The sequence below is a fragment of the Thermosynechococcus sp. HY213 genome, assembly GCF_031460975.1.
GTDB lineage: Bacteria > Cyanobacteriota > Cyanobacteriia > Thermosynechococcales > Thermosynechococcaceae > Thermosynechococcus.
On record NZ_JAVKVB010000015.1, the window covers coordinates 1 to 22,108 of the forward strand.

23 protein-coding genes and 1 tRNA gene are annotated in these 22,108 nt (G+C 53.4%); 16 read left to right on the plus strand and 8 right to left on the minus strand.

The genetic code is table 11. The features are described from left to right. Together RHK62_RS08840 and RHK62_RS08845 are read right to left on the minus strand one after the other, a co-directional pair. Positions 1-120 (minus strand): DUF2887 domain-containing protein (locus RHK62_RS08840; protein ID WP_310438655.1); only part of this gene is annotated, 120 nt, incomplete at its 3' end. A 36-nt stretch (positions 121-156) separates the two neighbouring features. Then, positions 157-1,458 carry a valine--pyruvate transaminase gene (locus tag RHK62_RS08845; RefSeq protein ID WP_206200242.1) on the minus strand — a complete coding sequence of 434 codons (1,302 nt, stop codon included), beginning with the start codon at positions 1,456-1,458 and terminating at the stop codon, positions 157-159. Between the two features lie 145 nt (positions 1,459-1,603). Between RHK62_RS08845 and RHK62_RS08850 the strand changes: the two genes are divergently transcribed. The 11 genes from RHK62_RS08850 to uvrC all read left to right on the plus strand — a co-directional run bounded on the left by RHK62_RS08850 (position 1,604) and on the right by uvrC (position 14,131). Further along, positions 1,604-2,890, plus strand: coding sequence for an efflux RND transporter periplasmic adaptor subunit (locus RHK62_RS08850; RefSeq protein WP_310453598.1), 1,287 nt, complete (start codon positions 1,604-1,606; stop codon positions 2,888-2,890). A gap of 9 nt (positions 2,891-2,899) precedes the next feature. Continuing rightward, the gene (locus RHK62_RS08855; RefSeq protein WP_399378083.1) at positions 2,900-3,319 is read left to right on the plus strand and encodes a VOC family protein; all 420 of its coding nucleotides are present in this window, start codon (positions 2,900-2,902) and stop codon (positions 3,317-3,319) included. A gap of 55 nt (positions 3,320-3,374) precedes the next feature. Next, on the plus strand, positions 3,375-4,865 hold the full coding sequence (locus RHK62_RS08860; RefSeq protein ID WP_302678337.1) for a leucyl aminopeptidase: 1,491 nt from the start codon (positions 3,375-3,377) through the stop codon (positions 4,863-4,865). Between the two features lie 11 nt (positions 4,866-4,876). Beyond that, a complete protein-coding gene (locus tag RHK62_RS08865) occupies positions 4,877-5,611 on the plus strand; it encodes a 16S rRNA (uracil(1498)-N(3))-methyltransferase (RefSeq protein ID WP_310453600.1) in 735 nt (244 codons plus the stop codon). Positions 5,612-5,667: 56 nt separating this feature from the next. Beyond that, positions 5,668-6,072, plus strand: a complete 405-nt coding sequence (gene rpsL, locus RHK62_RS08870; protein ID WP_149819523.1) for a 30S ribosomal protein S12 — start codon at positions 5,668-5,670, stop codon at positions 6,070-6,072. A gap of 71 nt (positions 6,073-6,143) precedes the next feature. Continuing rightward, complete coding sequence (rpsG, locus tag RHK62_RS08875; RefSeq protein WP_310453601.1) at positions 6,144-6,614, plus strand: 30S ribosomal protein S7; 471 nt, start codon at positions 6,144-6,146, stop codon at positions 6,612-6,614. A gap of 74 nt (positions 6,615-6,688) precedes the next feature. Continuing rightward, complete coding sequence (gene fusA / locus RHK62_RS08880) at positions 6,689-8,764, plus strand: elongation factor G (RefSeq protein WP_310453602.1); 2,076 nt, start codon at positions 6,689-6,691, stop codon at positions 8,762-8,764. A 17-nt stretch (positions 8,765-8,781) separates the two neighbouring features. Next, positions 8,782-10,011, plus strand: a complete 1,230-nt coding sequence (tuf, locus tag RHK62_RS08885) for an elongation factor Tu (protein WP_149819529.1) — start codon at positions 8,782-8,784, stop codon at positions 10,009-10,011. Between the two features lie 99 nt (positions 10,012-10,110). Further along, positions 10,111-10,425 (plus strand): 30S ribosomal protein S10, encoded by a 315-nt coding sequence (gene rpsJ, locus RHK62_RS08890; RefSeq protein ID WP_149819531.1) that lies wholly within the window; start codon positions 10,111-10,113, stop codon positions 10,423-10,425. Positions 10,426-10,455: 30 nt separating this feature from the next. Beyond that, positions 10,456-12,231: a PDZ domain-containing protein gene (locus tag RHK62_RS08895; protein ID WP_310453603.1), complete on the plus strand. Its 1,776-nt coding sequence runs from the start codon at positions 10,456-10,458 to the stop codon at positions 12,229-12,231. A 13-nt stretch (positions 12,232-12,244) separates the two neighbouring features. Beyond that, positions 12,245-14,131, plus strand: coding sequence for an excinuclease ABC subunit UvrC (uvrC, locus tag RHK62_RS08900; RefSeq protein WP_310453604.1), 1,887 nt, complete (start codon positions 12,245-12,247; stop codon positions 14,129-14,131). A 52-nt stretch (positions 14,132-14,183) separates the two neighbouring features. Here uvrC and RHK62_RS08905 read toward each other — a convergent pair. The 5 genes from RHK62_RS08905 to RHK62_RS08920 form a co-directional block, all read right to left on the minus strand. Further along, positions 14,184-14,255: transfer RNA gene (locus RHK62_RS08905), tRNA-Gly, on the minus strand. Between the two features lie 53 nt (positions 14,256-14,308). Further along, complete coding sequence (locus RHK62_RS08910; RefSeq protein ID WP_206200250.1) at positions 14,309-14,641, minus strand: P-II family nitrogen regulator; 333 nt, start codon at positions 14,639-14,641, stop codon at positions 14,309-14,311. 40 nt (positions 14,642-14,681) lie between these two features. Next, positions 14,682-15,455 (minus strand): sodium-dependent bicarbonate transport family permease, encoded by a 774-nt coding sequence (locus tag RHK62_RS08915; protein WP_399378070.1) that lies wholly within the window; start codon positions 15,453-15,455, stop codon positions 14,682-14,684. A gap of 11 nt (positions 15,456-15,466) precedes the next feature. Continuing rightward, positions 15,467-15,820: a sodium-dependent bicarbonate transport family permease gene (locus RHK62_RS13105; RefSeq protein WP_399364130.1), complete on the minus strand. Its 354-nt coding sequence runs from the start codon at positions 15,818-15,820 to the stop codon at positions 15,467-15,469. A gap of 261 nt (positions 15,821-16,081) precedes the next feature. Next, the gene (locus RHK62_RS08920) at positions 16,082-16,414 is read right to left on the minus strand and encodes a YnfA family protein (protein WP_206201697.1); all 333 of its coding nucleotides are present in this window, start codon (positions 16,412-16,414) and stop codon (positions 16,082-16,084) included. Between the two features lie 54 nt (positions 16,415-16,468). Between RHK62_RS08920 and RHK62_RS08925 the strand changes: the two genes are divergently transcribed. The 5 genes from RHK62_RS08925 to RHK62_RS08945 all read left to right on the plus strand — a co-directional run bounded on the left by RHK62_RS08925 (position 16,469) and on the right by RHK62_RS08945 (position 21,369). Then, complete coding sequence (locus RHK62_RS08925) at positions 16,469-17,458, plus strand: succinate dehydrogenase/fumarate reductase iron-sulfur subunit (RefSeq protein ID WP_310453605.1); 990 nt, start codon at positions 16,469-16,471, stop codon at positions 17,456-17,458. Between the two features lie 57 nt (positions 17,459-17,515). Continuing rightward, positions 17,516-17,674 (plus strand): chlorophyll a/b-binding protein, encoded by a 159-nt coding sequence (locus RHK62_RS08930; RefSeq protein ID WP_206200252.1) that lies wholly within the window; start codon positions 17,516-17,518, stop codon positions 17,672-17,674. 3 nt (positions 17,675-17,677) lie between these two features. Next, positions 17,678-18,751, plus strand: coding sequence for an ABC transporter ATP-binding protein (locus tag RHK62_RS08935; RefSeq protein ID WP_206200253.1), 1,074 nt, complete (start codon positions 17,678-17,680; stop codon positions 18,749-18,751). Positions 18,752-18,845: 94 nt separating this feature from the next. Next, positions 18,846-19,817 carry a solanesyl diphosphate synthase gene (gene sds, locus RHK62_RS08940; RefSeq protein ID WP_011057594.1) on the plus strand — a complete coding sequence of 324 codons (972 nt, stop codon included), beginning with the start codon at positions 18,846-18,848 and terminating at the stop codon, positions 19,815-19,817. Between the two features lie 190 nt (positions 19,818-20,007). Continuing rightward, a complete protein-coding gene (locus tag RHK62_RS08945; RefSeq protein WP_206200255.1) occupies positions 20,008-21,369 on the plus strand; it encodes an LCP family protein in 1,362 nt (453 codons plus the stop codon). Here the strand turns inward: RHK62_RS08945 and RHK62_RS08950 are convergent. Beyond that, on the minus strand, positions 21,366-22,022 hold the full coding sequence (locus RHK62_RS08950) for an ATP-dependent Clp protease proteolytic subunit (protein WP_310438546.1): 657 nt from the start codon (positions 22,020-22,022) through the stop codon (positions 21,366-21,368). The two genes, RHK62_RS08945 and RHK62_RS08950, sit on opposite strands and share 4 nt — an antisense overlap. Positions 22,023-22,108 lie beyond the last annotated feature (86 nt).

Consider the following 22,108-nt stretch of genomic DNA (forward strand, 5'->3'; position numbering starts at 1 on the left):
CGTTTGCTTCAGCTCCACAGAGTCAAAGCGGTAGCCCTGGGGGGGATTGATTCCCAAAAGGTCAAACAGTGTCTGGGGCAGCTGGGCAAACAGTTGGTAAAAGAGGGAGTCACGGCGCATTGAGAAATGAGGAAGTACTCACCCATGAAGGAGGGCTTAAGCGAGGACATCAGAATAGGAGCGGCTAGGGAACTCTTGATACACCTGTGTAATGGTGGCGGCTAGTCGTTGCATGCCAAGGGCAATTTCCTCATCACTGGCAGTGAGACTAATACGCAGGCACTCCTGTTTGTGGCGCCACGGCTCGGTCAAGCCGGGGAAAAAGGAGCTGCCGGGAACCACAATCACCCCTGCTCGCTTCAGGTGTTGATATAATTCCCAATCTGTCATGGGTAAATCCCGTAGCCATAGCCACGCGAAAATCGCCCCCTCACCGCGATGCAAAAACCAAGGAAGGTCGTTGGGCAAAGCAGTTCGTAGGGTTTCTTCGAGAACTGTCAACTTGCGCTGATAAAAGGGACGAATGACATTGACGGATACTTCGGCTAGGGCACCATTGGCAATGGCTAAGGCCGCGATCGCCTGACCGTAACGCGAGGCATGAATACAGGCATTGGTTTGAAAGGCTTCGAGAACACTCAAAATCTCGCGATCGCCAATGGCAATCCCCACCCGCTCCCCCGGCAGTCCTGCTTTTGAGAGGCTGAGGCAGTGGACAATATTGCCGCCAAAAACGGGTGCTAGTTCCGTAAAGTTCAAGCTGGGATAGGGGGGGCCATAGGCAGCATCAATCAACACTGGAACGCCATAGGGGACAGCGAGATCAGCAATTTGCCGCACCTCGACATCCGTGAGCACATTTCCCGTCGGATTGCAAGGACGAGAGAAGATGACGCATCCAGTCGTCTCATCAATGTGGAGTTGTTGAAAGTCGGGACGATACTTAAAGGTGTGATCCGCTTCAAAAATCTCAAGGCGCGGACGATAGGCAACAACGGTATCAGGGGTAAAGCTGACGCCACCATAACCCGTATATTCTGGACTCAAGGGGAGAACGACTTTCTTTAATTCACCGTTGGCGCTAAAGCCCCCAAAAGCATTGGCAGCAAAGAAGTAGATGGCCTGACTGCCGGGGGTGACAAGGACATTGCGCTCCGTCAGGTTCAAACCATAGCGGCGATTAAAATCATCGACAACGGCAGCAATTAGCGGTTCATACCCTTGGCTTGTGCCGTAGCGGCAGACCACTTGGCCAAATTCTGGGCTGGCCATTAGCTCGTGGGTACAGTCGCGCCATAGTTGCTCCACCTCAGGGACAATGAGGGGATTACCTGCACTCAGGTTAATCAGGTCTTGACCGCGATTCAGGCGCAACGTCTCAATAATATCCTTCATGATTGCCCGAACTCCCGTCAGTTGGGACATTTGCTGGCCAATCTGGGAGAGTGCAGGATTCATAGGCAAAGGACATAGACAGTATTGGTTAGGATAGCATCTGCGCTTCTATTAAGGGACAGATGGAACCAATAGATACGGTCAATGCTGCTATTCGGTGGGTCACTGTAACATAACGTTAGAATAGGCCAAGAACTGTAAGGCATTCATGGCAGCGTTTATCCCCTTTGTTGGTAAACCTTCTTCCCCTTGGCGATCGCTCGTGATTGGGGTGATTGCTGCTGGTTTGATTGGCAGTGGTGGCCTACTGCTGTGGCGATCGCGCCAAACGCCCCTTGATTTAGATCGCTACACCATACCCGTTCAAGACAGTCGCGATTTAGTCGCTCGCATTGCTGCCACGGGCAAAGTGGTGCCTGTGCAAACCGTCAATATCAGTCCAAAACGGGCAGGTCTTCTCGCCGAACTCTACGTCGAGCAGGGCGATCGGGTCAAGGCGGGTCAAATCATTGCCCGTATGGATAACCGCGATGAACAGGCGCAACTGGCTCAAGCCCAAGCCAACCTCGCCGATGCCATTGCCCGTCGCGATCGCGTGGTTGCCGGTAACCGTGCCGAGGAAATTGCCCAAGCCGAAGCCCAAGTGCGAGCAGCCGCCACCCGTGCTCAATTGGCAGAAGAACGCCTGAAACGCAATGAATTGCTCGCGGCTGAGGGTGCGATTCCCCGCGATACCCTTGATGAACTAAAGGCAAACCGGGATAGCGCGATCGCCAACCTGAATGAAGCTCAAAAGCGCCTGCAACTATTACAGCGGGGTTCCCGCACTGAAGAGATCCGTCAAGCGGAAGCGGCCGTGGCTGCTGCCCAAGCCCAAGTCCAAGCCGCCCGTGCTGCCCTCGAAGATACAGTGATTCGCGCTCCTTTTACGGGGATTATTACCCAGAAGTACGCCAATCCGGGGGCATTTGTGACACCCACCACCACCGCCTCTGCCACGACCTCTGCCACTTCCACCTCAATTGTGGCCATTGCCCAAGGCCTAGAAATTCTTGCCGAAGTCCCAGAAGTGGACATTGGCCAAGTGCTTGTGGGGCAACCTGTTGAAATCCGTGCCGATGCCTATCCGGGGGAAACCTTTGAAGGACGAGTACGCTTAGTGGCACCCGAAGCGGTGGTGGAGCAAAATGTCACCTTCTTTCAAGTGCGGGTCTCCCTTGTTACTGGGTTGCAGAAGCTGCGTTCTGGGATGAATGTCGACTTAGATTTTCTGGGACAAAAAATTAACAACGCTCTCCTGGTGCCGACGGTGGCCATTGCCGTTGAGCGCGGTCAAACGGGTGTTTATGTTGTGGGTGAAGACAATCAGCCAAAATTCCGCCCCGTCACCATTGGCAGTAGCTGGCAAGATCAAACGCAAATTATCAGCGGCCTGAGGGCGGGTGAGCGGGTCTTTATTGATTTTCCGGAACGGCTGCGGCCAAAACAGGAGTAGTCTATGGGCTTGCACCACGTTTCCATCCGCACCGCCAATATTCAGCGGGCGATCGCCTTCTATGAATGCCTAGGCTTCACGATGAATGTCCGCTTTACCACGGGCTATACCCTTGCCTGTTGGCTCAAGGGCTGGCACACCCGCCTTGAACTTCTGCAAGTCCCTGAACCCCACCCTGCTGCTGACCCTTTTCACGATGAGCACTATGTTGGCTACTACCATCTTTCCTTTGATCTCAGTGACCATCCTGACCCCCTTGAAACATGGCTCAATCAGGTGGCGCAAACGTTGAAGGCACAGAATTTACCCTTTGAGCTACTGCTGAAGCCCACTCAGCAAGTGATTGGGTCGCACCTCTATCACGTCGCCTTTATGCGTGACTGCGATGGCTTGCCCCTTGAATTTTTGCAGTGTCTGGGTTCCTGCTGAGGCCTAAACGCCGATAAAATAAGGGGGTTGAGAGATTTTTGGGTCGTAGATAGGCATGCAACTGCAAACAATTACTACAGTCATTCCCGACTGGTCGGGGGACTTACTGGCGATCGCCGTCTTTCAAACGGAAGGCACCCTCACCCTCACCGACCCCTACACGACCCTTGATCAACGCCTCAACGGTCTATTGCAGGAACTGATCAACGAAGGGGAATTTCAAGGCAAGTCCGGTACCTCCCTTCTGATGCGCCTATTGCCCAACTTCCCCATTAAAAAGCTTCTCCTTGTGGGCTTGGGGAATCGCGATGACTTTAACCTAGAGACCCTGCGCCGCACTGCTGCGACCATTGCCCGTACGGCTCGCCGTGAACGTGCAAAAACATTAGGCATGGCACTGCCCCATGAGACTTTAGAGGCGGCGGATGCTGCCCAAGCCATTGCCGAAGGAGTTCTCCTTGCCCTCCACAGTGATGTGCGTTTTAAGTCGGATCCCGAAGCTCGTAAACTCCTGCCCTATCCAGAATCCGTCAGCCTGTTGGGTTTAGGGGAGCAAGCAGCGGCCTTGACCCGTGCCCAGCAGATTTGTGATGGGGTGATTTTGGCGCGCGAACTCGTGAATGCCCCGGCCAACGAAGTGACGCCTGTCACCCTTGCGGAAACGGCTCAGCAATTGGCGGCTACCTACGGCCTCACGGCAAAAATTTTGGAGCGCGATGAGTGTGCCGCCTTGGGTATGGGTGCCTTTTTGGGAGTGGCCCAGGCATCTGATCTACCGCCGAAATTTATTCACCTCACCTACACTCCCGCCGGAAATGTCCAGAAGAAAATTGCCCTCATTGGCAAGGGGTTAACCTTTGATTCCGGTGGCCTCAACCTCAAGACCCAAGGGGGCATTGAAACCATGAAAATGGACATGGGGGGAGCCGCAGCCGTTTTGGGAACCGCCAAGGTCATCGGTCAACTCAAACCCGCTGGCATTGAAGTTCACTTTATTATTGCTGCCACTGAAAACATGATTAGTGGCCGTGCCCTGCATCCGGGGGATATTCTCACCGCCTCCAACGGTAAGACCATCGAGGTCAACAACACCGATGCTGAAGGCCGCCTCACCCTTGCCGATGCCTTGGTCTATGCCGAAAAACTAGGCGTAGATGCCATTGTTGATTTGGCAACGCTGACCGGTGCCTGTATTGTTGCCTTAGGGGATAATATTGCCGGTCTTTGGAGCAACAATTCAGAATTGGCGCAAGCTCTGCAAAAGGCCAGCGATCGCTCCGGTGAAAAGTTCTGGCAAATGCCCCTTGAAAATAAATACTTTGAGGGTATGAAGTCCCAAGTGGCCGATATGAAAAACACCGGTCCGCGATCGGCCGGATCAATTACCGCCGCCCTATTCCTTCAGCAATTTGTTGATCACACCCCTTGGGCACACCTTGACATTGCCGGTCCTGTCTGGACAGAAAAAGAGGATGGCTACAATAATCCCTGTGGGACGGGCTACCCTGTGCGCACATTGGTGGAGTGGCTATGCAGTCTCAGTTAGATAGAAATTGAATGCGATCGCCCCAGCGGTTAGTCGTCTCACCCTCACAAATCCAAGACCGACAGGTGTGGCTCACTCCTGAGCAAGTCCACTATCTCCGCCATGTCCTGCGCTTAAAAGATAACGATGTCATCTCGATTTTGGATGGCCAAGGACAGCGATGGCGGGGCACGCTTGGTGTGAATGGGCAGACTGTCGAATTATTGGAAGCTGAAAAGCAAGAGACGGAGCTCAGTGTAGAAATTATTCTCTGTCTAGCTCTACTGAAGGTGGCAAACTTTGAGCAAGTGCTGCAACAGGCAACGGAATTGGGGGTCAAGCGTATTATTCCGATTCAAACAGCGCGATCGCTCCTGCAACCCAGTGCCAATAAATACCAGCGTTGGCAGCGCATTCTCCAAGAGGCCGCCGAGCAAAGTGAGCGTCTTTATGTCCCCACCCTCAGTGATCCCCTCTCCGTTGCCGAAATGATCAGCCTCACCCCCAAGGGCTACATTGCCAGTTTGAATGCCTCACAGCTCCTGTGGGACTGCTTGCCCCAAATGAATCTATCTCAGCCAATTTATCTGGCGATCGGACCCGAGGGGGGATGGACAGCCTCAGAAGTGGAGCAAGTTTTGGCCGCTGGTTGGCAAGCATTTTCCTTGGGGCGGCGTACCCTGAGAGCCGTCACCGCCGCGATCGCCAGCCTGACCTTAGTGAGCCATTACACTGAGAGGCACTGCGCAACGGCACAACAGCATTGACAACGCCACGGCTACCTCGATACACTAGAAGTTCGGTGAAATTAACGTAAGCAGCAATGCCCACCATCCAGCAACTGATCCGCCAAGAGCGGGAACTGTTGAAAAAGAAAACAAAATCTCCTGCCCTCAAAAGCTGCCCCCAACGGCGTGGGGTATGCACACGGGTTTATACCACAACCCCCAAAAAGCCCAATTCTGCCCTGCGCAAAGTGGCACGGGTACGTCTCACCTCTGGCTTTGAGGTCACCGCCTATATTCCGGGAATTGGCCACAACTTGCAGGAGCACTCTGTAGTCATGATTCGCGGCGGTCGGGTTAAAGATTTGCCCGGTGTGCGCTACCACATTATCCGTGGCACGTTGGATACCGCTGGCGTCAAAGACCGTAAACAAGGTCGCTCCAAGTATGGTGCCAAGCGTCCCAAACCCGGTGAGGCTGCTGCTACCGGCAAGAAGAAATAATTTCCGTTCTCCTATCTCCTTGAGTCCACCCTTGAAATCTTGAACTTCACTAGAGCAAACAGCAAACACCTATGTCTCGTCGCACTCGCGCTCAAAAACGGCCTACTGCCCCTGATCCCGTCTATAACAACGTGCTGGTGAATATGTTAATCCAGCGGATTATGCTCAATGGCAAAAAATCCCTTGCCAGCCGCATTGTCTATGACGCGATGAAAACCGTACAGGAGCGCACCGGCGAGGATGCTCTGCAAATTTTTGAGCGTGCAGTAAAAAATGCAACGCCCCTAGTGGAAGTGAAAGCCCGCCGTGTGGGGGGTGCCACCTACCAAGTGCCGATGGAAGTTCGTCCCGATCGCGGCATCGCCTTGGCTTTGCGCTGGTTAGTGCAATTTTCCCGCAAACGAGCCGGTCGTTCGATGTCCGCTAAGCTGGCCAATGAATTGATGGATGCCGCCAACGAAACCGGCAGCACCATTCGTAAACGGGAAGAAACCCACAAAATGGCAGAAGCCAACAAGGCCTTTGCCCACTATCGCTACTAAACCGTCACACGGTTCAAGAGTTGGATACAATTATTTAAGAATTCTAACGTAATGCAACAAACAAGGAGGTAGCTGTGGCACGGACGACCCCGCTAGAGCGAGTGCGAAACATCGGGATTGCCGCTCACATTGATGCGGGTAAAACAACCACAACTGAACGGATTCTTTTCTATTCCGGTGTGGTGCACAAAATTGGTGAAGTGCACGAGGGTACCACGGTTACCGACTGGATGGAACAGGAGCGGGAGCGGGGCATCACCATTACAGCCGCCGCCATTAGCACCTCTTGGAAAGACCACCAGATCAATATTATTGACACCCCCGGCCACGTGGACTTCACGATTGAGGTGGAGCGCTCCATGCGGGTTCTCGATGGGGTGATTGCAGTATTCTGCTCCGTTGGTGGTGTGCAGCCCCAGTCAGAAACTGTGTGGCGGCAAGCCGATCGCTACAGCGTCCCGCGCATCGTCTTTGTCAACAAGATGGATCGCACGGGGGCAAACTTCTACAAAGTCTATGACCAGATTCGCGATCGCCTGCGGGCAAATGCTGTGCCGATTCAGTTGCCCATTGGTGCTGAAGATCAGTTCAAAGGCATCGTTGATCTGGTGCGGATGCGCGCCAAAATCTACAAAGACGACCTTGGCAAGGAAATCGAAGACACTGAAATTCCTGCCGAGATGACTGAACTGGCGGAAGCGTATCGCACCAAGCTCATCGAGGCAGTTGCCGAAACCGATGATGCCCTCATGGAAAAATACTTTGAGGGGGAAGAACTCACAGAAGAGGAAATCCGCGCCGCCCTACGCAAAGGGGCGATCGCTGGCACCATTGTGCCGATGCTCTGTGGCTCCGCCTTCAAAAATAAAGGCGTGCAATTGCTCCTTGATGCCGTGGTGGACTATCTGCCAGCGCCCATTGACATTCCAGCGATTAAAGGTCATCTGCCCGATGGCACAGAGGTAGAGCGTGCTGCCGACGATGATCAACCCCTAGCGGCATTAGCCTTCAAAATCATGTCGGATCCCTATGGCCGCCTCACCTTCGTGCGCGTTTATTCTGGTGTTCTCAAAAAAGGCAGCTATGTCCTCAATGCCACTAAGGGCAAGAAAGAGCGCATTTCTCGTTTGATTGTGCTCAAAGCCGATGAGCGGATTGAAGTAGATGAACTGCGAGCCGGCGATTTAGGAGCTGCTTTGGGTCTGAAGGAAACCTTCACGGGGGATACCCTCTGCGATGAAAGCTCGCCCGTGATTCTTGAATCGCTGTACATTCCAGAGCCAGTGATTTCCGTGGCTGTGGAACCCAAAACCAAGCAGGACATGGAAAAACTCTCCAAAGCCCTGCAAGCCCTCTCTGAGGAAGACCCCACCTTCCGCGTCAGCGTTGATCCTGAAACCAACCAAACCGTGATTGCGGGGATGGGGGAACTGCACCTCGAGATCCTTGTGGATCGGATGCAGCGGGAGTTCAAAGTGGAAGCCAATATTGGCCAACCCCAAGTGGCCTACCGCGAAACGATTCGCAAACCCGTCCGTGCCGAAGGCAAGTTTATCCGTCAAAGTGGCGGTAAAGGCCAGTATGGTCACGTTGTGATTGAAGTAGAGCCTGCCGAACCCGGTACTGGGTTTGAATTTGTCTCCAAAATTGTTGGTGGTGTCGTTCCCAAAGAGTACATTCCACCTGCTGAGCAGGGGATGAAGGAAGCCTGTGAATCGGGGATTTTGGCAGGGTACCCAGTGATTGACCTCAAGGTCACATTAGTGGATGGCTCCTACCACGAGGTTGACTCCTCAGAGATGGCCTTCAAAATTGCTGGCTCCATGGCCATTAAAGAGGCAGTAATGAAAGCCAATCCGGTGCTGCTGGAGCCAATGATGAAGGTCGAGGTCGAGGTTCCAGAAGAATTCCTTGGGACAGTGATGGGAGACCTCATTTCCCGTCGCGGTCAAATTGAGGGACAAACCGTGGAAAATGGCATTGCCAAAGTGACGGCAAAAGTCCCTCTCGAACGGATGTTTGGTTATGCCACTGACATTCGCTCGAATACCCAAGGTCGGGGAATTTTCTCGATGGAATTTAGCCATTACGAGGAAGTCCCCCGTAATGTGGCTGAGGCGATCATTGCCAAAAATAAAGGGAACGCATAGTCTATACGAGGAACAACATGGCACGCGCTAAATTTGAACGAACCAAACCCCACGTTAACATCGGTACGATTGGTCACGTTGACCACGGTAAAACCACACTGACCGCAGCCATCACCATGACATTGGCTGCCCAAGGGAAAGCCCAAGCTCGCAAATACGATGAAATTGATGCTGCCCCTGAGGAAAAAGCCCGTGGGATTACCATCAACACGGCTCACGTGGAGTATGAGACTGAAAAACGTCACTATGCCCACGTGGATTGCCCCGGCCACGCTGACTATGTGAAAAACATGATCACGGGTGCCGCCCAAATGGACGGTGCTATTCTCGTGGTGGCCGCTACTGATGGTGCGATGCCCCAAACCAAAGAGCACATTCTCTTGGCTCGTCAGGTGGGGGTGCCCAGCATTGTTGTCTTCCTGAACAAAGTGGACATGGTGGACGACGAAGAACTGCTGGAGCTGGTGGAACTGGAACTGCGGGAACTCCTCAGCGAATATGAATTCCCCGGTGACGAAGTGCCCATCATCCGTGGTTCGGGTCTAAAAGCCCTTGAAGCCATGACCGCCAACCCGAAAACCCAACGCGGTGAAAATGAGTGGGTCGATAAAATCTACGAGCTAATGGATGCCGTGGATAACTACATTCCTACCCCTGAGCGGGATGTGGATAAGCCCTTCTTGATGGCTGTAGAAGACGTGTTCTCCATCACCGGTCGGGGTACCGTGGCCACGGGTCGGATTGAGCGGGGTCGCATTAAGCTCAACGAAACGGTTGAACTCGTGGGTCTGCGGGAAACTCGCACAACGACGGTCACCGGTATTGAAATGTTCAAGAAGAGCCTCGAAGAGGGGATTGCCGGTGACAACGCTGGTTTGCTCCTGCGCGGTCTGAAAAAAGAGGATGTGGAACGGGGAATGGTGATTGCCAAACCCGGCTCCATTACGCCCCACACCCAATTTGAGGGTGAAGTGTACGTGCTTACTGAAAAAGAGGGTGGCCGTAAAACCCCCTTCTTTGCTGGTTACCGTCCGCAGTTCTATGTGCGTACCACCGATGTGACCGGTACGATTACCTCCTTCACCGCTGATGATGGTAGCGCCGCTGAAATGGTGATGCCTGGTGACCGCATCAAAATGACCGTGGAACTGATCCAGCCCATTGCCATTGAGCAGGGGATGCGCTTTGCCATCCGTGAAGGTGGCCGGACGATTGGTGCGGGTGTTGTCTCCAAAATCCTGAAGTAGTTGATCTTATGGCCGCTAGCCTTTCTGTGGTGTTGGCGGCCTTTTTTGTCTGAATTTTGTCGGATTGTCTCTGAACCTTGACAAGTAAGGAAGATTCCTATGGCTGCTCTACAACAGAAAATTCGTATTCGCCTTAAGGCCTTTGATCATCGCTTGCTCGATACTTCCTGCGATCGCATTGTCGATACTGCAAAAAGAACCGGCGCTTCCCCCGTTGGCCCAATTCCCCTACCCACTCGCCGTCGAATTTACTGCGTTCTGCGATCGCCCCACGTGGACAAGGACTCACGGGAGCATTTTGAAACCCGTACCCACCGTCGCATACTCGACATTTACCAACCTTCACCGAAAACGATTGATGCCCTGATGAAGTTGGACTTGCCGGCGGGCGTAGATATTGAAGTGAAATTGTAAGCGTCGCCAAAGTTCACTACACTGAGGGGTATGACGCATACGATCATTCATCCTTCCCCCTCTGAGTCTTCTCTTCAGCCCCCTGCCATGGCCTACAGAATCAACTGCCAGCAGGGGCATACGCATCTTTTATGGGTAACGCTGCGGCTAACGGCACCGCAAACCGATGTTCTTGATCTGCACTTACCGGTGTGGACGCCGGGTTCCTACCTTGTGCGCGAATATGCGCGGCATCTTCAGGACTTTACGGTAACGGCCGCTGACGACACTCCTCTTGAGTGGTGGAAGTGTTGTAAAAATCAGTGGCAGGTGGCTTGCACCCCCGGTCAAGAACTGGAAGTGCGCTATGCCATCTATGCCCATGAACTCTCGGTACGCACAAACCACTTTGATAGCAGCCATGCCTACTTCAATCCGGCAGCGGTCTGCCTCTATGTGCCAGAATATCGCGATCAGCCCCTAACAGTAACGATTGTGGCACCGCCGGACTGGCGGGTGACGACTCCGCTTGAACCCTTTGGCGAGGATGGCTTCACCTTTTGGGCAGCAAATTACGATCTGCTGGTGGATAGCCCCTTTGAGGTGGGTACCCACCCTGTTTATGCCTTTGAGGTGGACGGTAAACCCCATGAATTGGCGGTGTGGGGCAAGGGCAATTTTGAGCCGCAGCGGGCGATCGCCGATATGCAGCGGATCATTGCCACCGAGGCAAGTCTCTTTGGCGGCCTGCCCTACGATCGCTATGTCTTTATTTTGCACCTTACCCACAAGGGCTACGGCGGTCTGGAGCATCTCAATAGCTGCTCGTTGATCTTCCATCGCTTTGGCTTTCAGCAAGCGGAGCAGTATCGCCGCTTCCTCTGTTTAGTGGCCCATGAGTTTTTCCACCTCTGGAATGTCAAGCGGATTCGACCCCAAGCCTTCGAGGTCTTTGACTACGACAGTGAGAATTACACCACCAGCCTTTGGTTTGCAGAGGGAGTGACCAGTTATTTCGATCAACTGATTCCCCTATGGGCAGAATGCTTTGATGCAGAGGCCTATCTTAAACTACTGAGCGAAAGCCTCAATCGCTACCTACATACCCCCGGTCGTTGGGTGCAATCCCTGAGTGCTGCTAGTTTTGATGCTTGGATTAAGCTCTATCGCCCCGACGAAAATGGCATCAATTCGCAGATGTCCTACTACCTCAAAGGGGAGTTGGTGGCACTGTTGCTGGATTTGCGGATTCGCCTTAATTTTAATCACCAGCGATCGCTCCTCGATGTCCTGCGGCGGTTGTGGCAGCAGTATTGCGAGACAGGTCAGGGCTATACCCCCGATGAGCTGTGGGAAACGATTGAAACCGTTGCCGATGAAAACTTGGCGGCATGGCGCGAGCAGTTCATTGAGGGAACCGTAGAACTCCCCCTTCAGGAGTGGTTGGGCAAAGTCGGGCTGGAACTAGTTCCCCAAGACGCGCTTCCCTATACGGGACTTCAGTTCAAGCAGGAACACGGCGCTCTGCAAATCAAGGCAGTGCTGCGGAACTCCCCGGCTGAACAGGCAGGCTTGGTGGCTGGGGATGAAATCATTGCCCTCAATGGGTGGCGCGTCAAGGCGGAGGACTGGTCAGAGCGATTGCGGGAATACCCAGTGGGAGAGACGATTCACTTGACATGGTTCCATGATCAGCAATTGTACTCAGGAACATTGATGTTGGGAGACCCTCAGCCCCGCTATCAGGTGCAGTGCCGTGCCGATGCCACGCCGAGTCAGCGGGCACATTTGGAGGCTTGGTTAGGAGCCACAGCGGCAAAGCTCTAGGGGAGGTGGCAGCATGCTTCAGCCCTTGATTCAGGATCGCGATCGCTTGGAACAGATCTTGCGGCAACTGCCCTTGACTCCCGGCGTTTATTTTTTCAAGGACAAGACGGATCAAATTCTCTACATTGGCAAGTCCAAACGCCTGCGATCGCGGGTGCGCTCCTATTTTCGTGAGCCAGCCCAACTGGGGCCGCGCCTTGAATTAATGGTCTATCAGGTGGCGGACATTGAATTCATCGTCACCGATACGGAAGCCGAGGCCCTTGCCCTCGAAGCCAATTTAATCAAGCAGCATCAGCCCCACTTCAACGTTCTCCTCAAGGATGACAAGAAATATCCCTACGTCTGTATTACGTGGTCAGAACCCTACCCCCGCATTTTCATTACCCGCAAACGCCAATTGGGTAATTTCGGCGATACTCGCAGTGATTCCCCCAAGGATCGCTACTATGGCCCCTATGTCGATAGCTTTCGCCTGCGCCAAACCCTTGCCCTTGTGAAGCGGCTTTTTCCGCTGCGGCAACGTCCCCGCCCCCTCTTTAAGGATCGCCCCTGTCTGAACTATGACATTGGCCGCTGTCCGGGGGTCTGCCAAGGGCTGATTTCACCGCAGGAGTATCGGCAAACGCTGCACAAGGTGGCCATGATCTTTCAGGGACGCACAGGGGAACTCGTGGCACAGCTCCAAGCACAAATGGCGCAAGCGGCGGCGGATCTGAATTTTGAACTGGCGGCACGACTACGGGATCAAATTCGTGGCCTTGAGCATTTAGGAGTGGATCAAAAGGTGTCCTTGCCGGACGATACGGTGTCACGGGATGCCATTGCCCTTGCCCTCGGCGATCGCCATGCTGCCATTCAACTCTTTCAAATTCGTGCGGGTCGCTTGGTGGGACGCTTGGCCTTCGTTGCCGATGCTCAAAGTGGCAGTGTGGGCACGATTTTGCAACGGGTGCTTGAAGAACACTATGCCCAAGTGGATGATGTAGAAATTCCCAGTGAAATTTTGCTGCAACATCCCCTACCTGAGGCGGATCTGCTGCGTACCTACTTGAGCGAAAAGAAAGGCCGCGCCGTCACCCTCACCGTCCCCCAGCGGCAGGCAAAAGCAGAACTCATTGCCATGGTGCAACGCAATGCAGAATTAGAATTGGCACGCATTCAACAGGCCAGCGATCGCACCCAAATGGCTCTTGAAGATTTAGCCCAACTCCTTGGCCTTGACACCCTGCCCCACCGCATTGAGGGCTACGACATTTCCCACATTCAAGGGTCTGACGCTGTGGCCTCACGGGTTGTCTTTATTGATGGCTTGCCCGCCAAGCAGCACTATCGCCACTACAACATCCGCAACCCTGAAGTAAAACTTGGCCACTCCGACGACTTTGCCAGTCTTGCCGAGATTCTCCGCCGCCGCTTTGCCCCCTACCTTGAGGGCAAGGGTGACCCTCCAGAGGCTGATGACTGGCCAGATATTGTCCTCATTGATGGCGGTAAGGGGCAACTCTCCGCCGTAGTTCAGGTGTTGGAGCCGCTCCTAGGGGATCTCACCCTCCTCAGCTTGGCCAAACAGCGGGAGGAGATTTTCCTACCCCACCACCGCCAGCCTCTGCCGACCGATCCAGAGCAACCGGGGGTGCAATTGCTACGCCGCGTCCGCGATGAGGCTCACCGCTTTGCCCTGAACTTCCACCGTCAAAAACGCGCCCAACGCCAACGGCGATTGCACCTCGACCAAATTCCCGGCTTGGGCTATCAACGCCAAAAGGAACTCTTCGCCACCTTTCGTTCCATTGACTACATCCGCATGGCCACGCCCGAACAGTTGGCGCAGGTACATGGGGTCGGCCCCCGTCTAGCGGAAAAAATTTACCGCTATTTTCATGCTGATACCGATTAGCAAAGAGCTAAGTGCTTTTCAAAAGAAGAGGGCGATCGTTTGCTATTTCAAAAGCGGGTAACGCGATTCGAACGCGCGACATCAACCTTGGCAAGGTTGCGCTCTACCACTGAGCTATACCCGCAACAGATTCTTAGCTTAAAAAATTAGGGGGCGTCTTGTCAAGCCCCAGAAATTTCAGCAACCCTCAGGACCACAAAAGCTGTGGGCGTACAACACTTCGGCATCGTAGATGTAAGCAATGCCTGCATAGTCGTTGAAAAACTCGACTGCCACCCGATCCACAATTTTTTCGGCCATTTCCCGTGTCTGGGTGAGTACCTCGAACTTGATATTGGCTTGGGTATCGGAAACGCTGGGTTGATCAGAGGAGCGCACATTGCGACTCCCTTTGCCGCCGGTTTCCATCACGGTGTAGCCAGTCGCCCCGGCCTCATCAATGATTTGGGCAATTTTTTTCAAGAGAATCTTCTCGGTCACAATCACGAGCTGCTTTGCTGGCTTGGCCATTCTGAGTACCTCCTTGAGTGAAATTGGCGCGTTTGGGTCACTAGCTGCCGCCCATGATTGCTTGGGCAAGGCCAAGGTAAAGCGGAATTCCTAGGCCAATGGCAATGGGAGTCCCGATCGCGGTGGAAGCACCAATATAGGCGGAAGGGTTAGCGGAGGGAATCCCTGCCCGTAATGTTGACGGCCCAGAAATATCGGAACTAGAGCAGGCAATCACGGCTAGAATCACTACACCTCCAAGGCTAAAGCCAGTGACATAGTGGGCAATCATTCCCAAACCAAAGGCAATCAGGCCATGAACGAGGGGTGCCACCACGGCATAGACCACATACCATTGAGCAACTTTACGCAACTCACCCAAGCGTGACCAAGCCTCCATCCCCATAACGAGCATCAACACCGAGAGTAAACCGCGAAACAGAGGGTTGTAAAAACTCTCATAGACACTGTCGGGACGGGTAAAGATGCCCAAGGCAACGCCCAGCAGCAGTGCCGAAAGGGCTGCCCCTTGCAGACTTTCTTTGACAATCGGCCAGATTCTGGCTCGTTTGCTTTGTTGACTGCGGTACTCACTGGCAGTGGTGGGATACTCACTGGTGCTCCCGGCATAACCTGTGGCGCTCCTTGCACCCGCATCGGCACCAACGGCACTGAGGGAAGCCGGCGCCTTTTTCTCCTGTTTTTTCTTGAGGTAAATGCTGGCAACGACAATGGCTGTCACCAGAGCCGGAATATCCATGAACGGATACAGTGCGGCTGCCCAAGGTTCATAGCTAATTTTCTGCGCCTCCAGAGCCGTTAGTGCTGCTGCCATGGTCGAACCACTCACATCGAACCACTTACAGCCCCAAATAAACCTGCGGTAGCGATCGCGTCCACGGTTTTGACCTTCGGAAGCTTTGCTAAGGTATAACGGCCAATAAATACAATGAGAATCCCCATCGCCACAACAAAGAGTGCTGGCAAGAGCATCTCCTGTAGGTTGGAACTGCGAATCGCAATCCCATCGCTGAGGCCGACTTTCATTAGCAACATAAAAATAATGAACTTATAGATGGCATCGGGAATCTGAAGTTGACTGCCCAGCGCTGCAATGACCATGCCCCCCAGCAAGAAGCCAAGGGTAGGCGACTGTAATTGCTTGACAAAATCTTGCAAAAACTGACCGAGAAAATCCACAGTACTATTCCTCCTTAATTATCAGGGGCTATCCATGGGGCTGTAGATGTTGAAGTTGATAGAAGACTATTTGGGCGATCGCCCTCCCTGCATCCGTTGGTCAACGGCGCAAACATAGTCTTTTATCTATTCAAGCTTTTTGATTTGCTTGCCTTACTCTATAGTAAATTCTTCAGCAACACACACATTTAATAAACATTACTTTCAAATAGATTAAATAAGCCCAGCTTATAGAGTGACCTTGGGGCGATCGCGACGCTGTCAATGGCTTCTTGGCGCGTACATGATAATCAGCGTTCCTAGGAGGGCAACCCCAGCACCGAGCAAATCAAACTTATCGGGGCGCACCTTATCAATTCCCCAACCCCAAAACAGAACCACCAGCAGGAAAATGCCACTATAGGCAGCCTGAACACGACCGAAATGCGCAGGTTGCAGCGTCGGTACCATGCCATACATAAAAAGGACGATCGCCCCCGCTAAGGCATACCCAATGCTTTTATGCTCCCGTAGCCACAGCCAGACAAGATAGGCTCCCCCCAGCTCTAGGAGGCCTGTGATCAGAAAGTAAAGTAGGGATTTTGCAACTTTCATCATCGCCGCAGTGCTTGCTATACACTGGAAACTACACTGGGCCGACGCCAGCATATGACAATTCAGTTGACGATTCGCCGCCAAGCACCCAACAAGAGCGCCTATTGGCAAACCTTTGAACTAGAGATTGATCCTTCCCTCACCATTCTTGATGCCCTCATTCAAATCAAGGGATACCACGACGGTAGCCTCAGCTTTCGCAAGAATTGTCGAAACACCATCTGCGGCAGTTGCGCGATGACCATTAATGGTCGTTCTGCCCTTGCCTGTCAACAAAGTATTCGCGCCGAGTTGGCCAATAGTCCTGTGCCCAACCAAATTGCGATCGCTCCCTTGGGGAATTTGCCTGTCCTCAAAGACCTTGTCGTGGACATGAGCGATTTTTGGCAAAAACTTTCAGCCGTTAATCCTTACGTGAGTACAGCGGCACGGCAAGTGCCTGAGCGGGAGTTTCTGCAATCCCCCAGCGATCGCGCCAAACTCAATGCCTCTGGCAACTGTATTCTCTGTGGTGCCTGCTACGGTGCCTGTAATGCGGTGGAAGTGAATCCCGACTTTGTTGGCCCCCATGCCCTTGCCAAAGCAGCTCGCCTTGTGGCTGATACCCGCGATAGCGAAACTGACCAACGCCTAGACCAATACAACACTGCCACCAGTGGCGTGTGGGGCTGTACCCGTTGTTTTAATTGCAACACCGTGTGTCCCGTGGGCGTACAACCCCTCGATCGCATTAGTGAGATCAAGCAGGCCATTTTAGCCCGCTCAACAGGGGCAAGCCGCAATGAAGAGCGACCCCTCCGCCATCGGCAAGTGCTCTTGGAACTGGTGAAAGAAGGCGGCTGGGTGGATGAGCGACAATTTGGCCTCCAAGTAGTGGGCAATCGTTTTCGAGATCTCAAGGGTGTGGCAAGCCTTGCCCCCTTGGGCTGGCGGTTATTGCGACGGGGTAAGTTTCCGCTGCGATTTGCAAAGTCTGCTGGTCAAGCCCAAATTAAGGCAGTGATCACCGCCCTACAGCAGAAACAGCCGTCTTCTAAAATGTGAGTACAAAGTGAAGGCTCTATGCCAAGCTAAAGAAGTTGTTTTGCATACCTAAACACCATGAGTGAACCAACACCTGATGATTTGACCCCGCAATTTGGTTGGTCGCGCTATGCGGAGCTGATCAATGGCCGCTTTGCCATGGTTGGCTTTATTGCCCTGCTGGTGCTGGAGTGGGTCACTGGCCAAGATTTCTTTACGTGGGTGGGCTGGCGATAGGTTGTGGCGGCAACACTGCGCTTAGAGGGAGTCACGCGGCGATTTGCTCCAGGAGTGGGAATTGGTCCACTCTCTCTAACTGTGCCCGCAGGGGCGCTTTGGGTGATTGTCGGGCCTTCGGGTTGTGGTAAATCTACCCTGTTGCGGCTTATTGCTGGTCTAGAGCAGCCCACCAGTGGGGAGATCTCCATTGGCGATACCTGTGTCAATGGCCTGAGTGGGCGCGATCGCGATGTGGCAATGGTCTTTCAGAACTATGCCCTCTATCCCCACATGACCGTGGCCGAAAACCTTGGCTTTGGTCTGAAAATGCGCGGTGTTGATCCGGCCACACGGCAGCAACGGATTCTTCAAGTGGCTAAGCTACTGGGGATTGAGTCCCTGCTGCAGCGCAAACCGCGTCAACTCTCCGGTGGTCAGCAACAGCGGGTGGCCTTGGGAAGGGCCTTGGCGCGATCGCCCCAAGTGTTTCTCCTCGATGAACCCCTCTCCAACCTTGATGCCCAATTGCGGGAACAAACCCGTGCTGAACTGAAACAATTACATCAACAACTGGGCATTACCACCCTCTATGTCACCCATGATCAAGTGGAGGCCATGACCCTTGGCGATCGCATTGTGGTGCTGGATCGCGGTCAAATCCAGCAAATTGGCACCCCTGCTGATCTCTACGACAAACCCGCCAATACCATGGTGGCGCGATTTTTGGGCACCCCGCCGATGAATTTACTGCCCGCTCGCTGGGATGGCAGCCGCCTGTGGCTAGCGCAGCAGCCCTTGCCCTGTCCAGACACCCCCCATTGGCCGCTAAAAAGTGAACAACCCCTCACCGTGGGCATTCGCCCAGAGCATTTGTCTATCAGTGAGAAGGGCTTGGGGGCGATCGCCACCCTCGTTGAACCCCTAGGCCGCGAAGCCATTGTCCGCTGTCGCCTCATGGATAGTTCCCAAGAACTGCTGTGGTTAGCCCCTAATCACCAAATCCCTCAAATGGGTGACCCTCTCCAGTTGCAGGCTCGCCATCTTTATCTGTTTGACCCTACGAGCGGGGTGGCTCTCAATTTTGAGCCTAGCTGAAAATTCATCGGAACCCTTACCCAAGATTGGAGGGTTCGCTTAGAATACAACTAGGATTCTGTAAAATTTCGTAACTTCTGCGGCCAGCCCGTCCATGACTTCGGTAACCTCTCTTTTTTCACCTGTCGAAGCGGATCTCTGTGTACTAACGGAGAACCTGAAGGCACTGATTGGAGCACAACACGCCGTACTCTCTGCTGCCGCCGAACATCTTTTTGCTGCCAGTGGAAAGCGCATTCGACCCGCCATTGTCTTTTTGGTGTCGCGAGCCACGCTGCCCGATCAGGGGATTACCCCGCGGCACTGCCGCTTAGCAGAAATTACGGAAATGATTCATACCGCCAGTCTCTTTCATGATGATGTGGTGGATCAAGCGCAACTACGGCGCGGTGTGCCCACGGTTAACAGTGTTTTTGGCAATCGGGTGGCCATTCAAGCAGGAGACTTTCTCTTTGCCCAAGCCTCTTGGTACTTAGCGGATTTGGATAACCTGCAAGTGGTGAAGCTCCTCTCCCAAGTGATCAAAGACTTTGCTGAAGGGGAAATTCGCCAAGGCTTTAACCGCTTTGACACCAGCATTACCCTAGACGACTATCTACTGAAAACCTACTACAAGACGGCTTCCCTCATTGCCAACAGTGCCAAGGCGGCAGCGGTTCTCAGTGAAGCGCCGCCAGAAACCATCGAGGCCATGTACACCTACGGCAAAAATTTGGGTCTAGCCTTTCAAATCGTCGATGACATCCTTGACTTCACCCGCTCCACCGCAGAACTAGGGAAACCCGCTGGCTCAGATCTGCGGGATGGCAACCTAACTGCACCGGTTCTCTTTGCCCTACCCAAAGCGCCCTACTTGCATACCCTCATTGAGCGAGAGTTTAGTGAAGAAGGGGATTTGGAAACCGCCCTCAACCTAGTGCGCCAAAGTGGTGCCATTGAAGACGCCCGCAATTTAGCCAAGGAATATGCCCAAGCGGCTCTACCGGCGCTTGAAGTGCTGCCTCCGTCGGAACCGCGTCAGGCCCTCAGCCAGTTAACAGATTATGTCCTTGAGCGGCTCTACTAAGCTGCCAGCGGCAAAATTTCCAATGCCCAGCGCATAAATCTCAGGAATGGGCCGAAAAATAGAAACAAGCCTTGCTTGGGGCAGTTCAATAGGTATAAGTGCGGGATCAGTAATCAATCCCCTACACTAAAGACAGGGATTGCGTCCACCCGACTAGCCCACGATTGGTTTTTATTTCGGGAGTGAGTTTGTGGCAAGAGGCGTTCAACAGCGTAAATCGGTGAGTTCTACTGTGGGTGGTCGGGGAAGGCAAAAAGTATCTCAAAAAAGCAAGGGTCAGCGATCGCGCCCTTCGCCATGGCGTACCCTAGGCTGGATTGCTGCCTTTAGTGGTGTGTCCTTGGTTTCTGCCTTTGCGGGCATGACATTTGTTTTGATGTCACCCTTTCAGGGCACGAACCATCGTGGCCAACGGGATCCCTCTTGGCTGGAAATGATGACACGGGGGTTCCAGTATGGCATGAGTCGGCCAGTGAACCTCTTGGTACTGGGGGTGGATAATGTCTTGGATGCCCCTGAAGGTTCTCCGAAACGGTTCCGTGGTCGCACGGATACGATGCTGCTGGCGCGGTTTAACCCTGAAAATGGCACGATTACGGTCTTGAGTATTCCCCGTGATACCCGTGTGGAAATTCCCGGACATGGCATCGACAAAATTAATGCGGCCAATGTTTATGGAGAGGTCGATCTAACGGTGCGGGTGGTCAGCGAAATCCTCAACTATACCCCCATTGATCGCTACATTCGCATTGATACAGATGCATTTCGAGAATTGGTGGATCTGGTGGGCGGTGTCGAGGTCAACGTGCCCAAGCGGATGGTTTATACCGATCACACCCAAAAACTTTACATTGATCTTCAACCGGGGCTGCAAACCCTGAACGGGGAGCAAGCAGAGGGCTTTGTTCGCTTTCGTTACGATGAACTGGGGGATATTGGTCGTGCCCAGCGGCAGCAAATGCTGATCAAGGCGCTGCAAAAGAAACTGGCCAATCCCGTCATGCTGACCCAGGTGCCGAAAATCTACAGCGTCCTGCAAAAATATGTGGATACGGATTTAACCTTTGCCGAACTGATGGCGATCGCCCAATTTAGTTTGCGCATTGAGCCAGACAACCTGCGTTTGATTCTGCTGCCGGGACGCTTTAGTGGTGATAGCTATGAGGTCAGCTACTGGCTTCCTGACTATGACCGCATTGATCGGGTGGTTGCTGAGCACTTTAGCGATCGCCCCTCAAAGCTGGTTGACCATACGTGGCGTGAAACAGGGACGCTACGCATTGCGCTGCAAAATGCCTCCGGTAGCAGTGACGCTGCCCAAGACATGGCGGATTTCCTCGCCCACCACGGCTATACCAATGTGATCATCAGTGAAGAGTGGTATCAGCAAACCCCCGAAACAGAGATTGTGGCACAGCAAGGGGATATTGGGGCTGCGCAAATGATTCGTTCTGTCCTTGGCATGGGGCGAGTATCCGCCAACTCCACGGGGGTGCTGTCTTCGGATATTACGATTCGCATTGGCCGCGACTGGGCAGCCGTCTTGCACTAGGTGAGAGTGGCGGGCAGTTTCTTGGTCACCGCTTCGGGTTCGAGGATGCGGTCAATAATGCCGTATTCCTTGGCCATTTGCGGCGTCATATAAAGCAGCCGATCCATATCGCGGGTAATGCGTTCGGGGGGTTGACCGGTATTTTGCGCCAAAATCTCCACCATCATTGCCTTATTGGCCAGAACCTCCTTGGCACGAATTTGAATATCGGTGGCCTGTCCTTGGGCATAGCTCTTGGTTTGGTGCAGAACAATCGTGGCGTGGGGTAAACTGGCTCGATACCCCTTTGTCCCCGCTGAGAGCAACATGGCGGCCATCCCCATCGCTTGACCAATGCAGATCGTATGCACAGGGGGCTTAATGTAGCGCATGGTGTCGCAGATGGCAAAGGCTTCTGTTTCAAAGCCAATGGGTTCGCCATCGTAGCGGGAGGTTCCCGTCGAGTTAATGTAAATGCGGATGGGTTTTTCGGGATCGTCGTATTGCAGATAGAGCAGTTCCGCAATGATCAGTTCCGTAACCGCTGGCACCAAAGGCATGCCGAGATAGACGATCCGCTCCTTCAACAGCAGTGAAGGGAGATCGGGGGGTGGGGTGCGATAGTAGGCATCACCATAGTAGGCCGCTTGGGCAGCAGTAAGGGGCAACCGCATAGGACGCTCAGCAAATGACAGACTATCTGTACTCTAGCAAGGAATTGCCTTCCGGATCGGCGGGAAGCACCGCCTATAATCAAAGC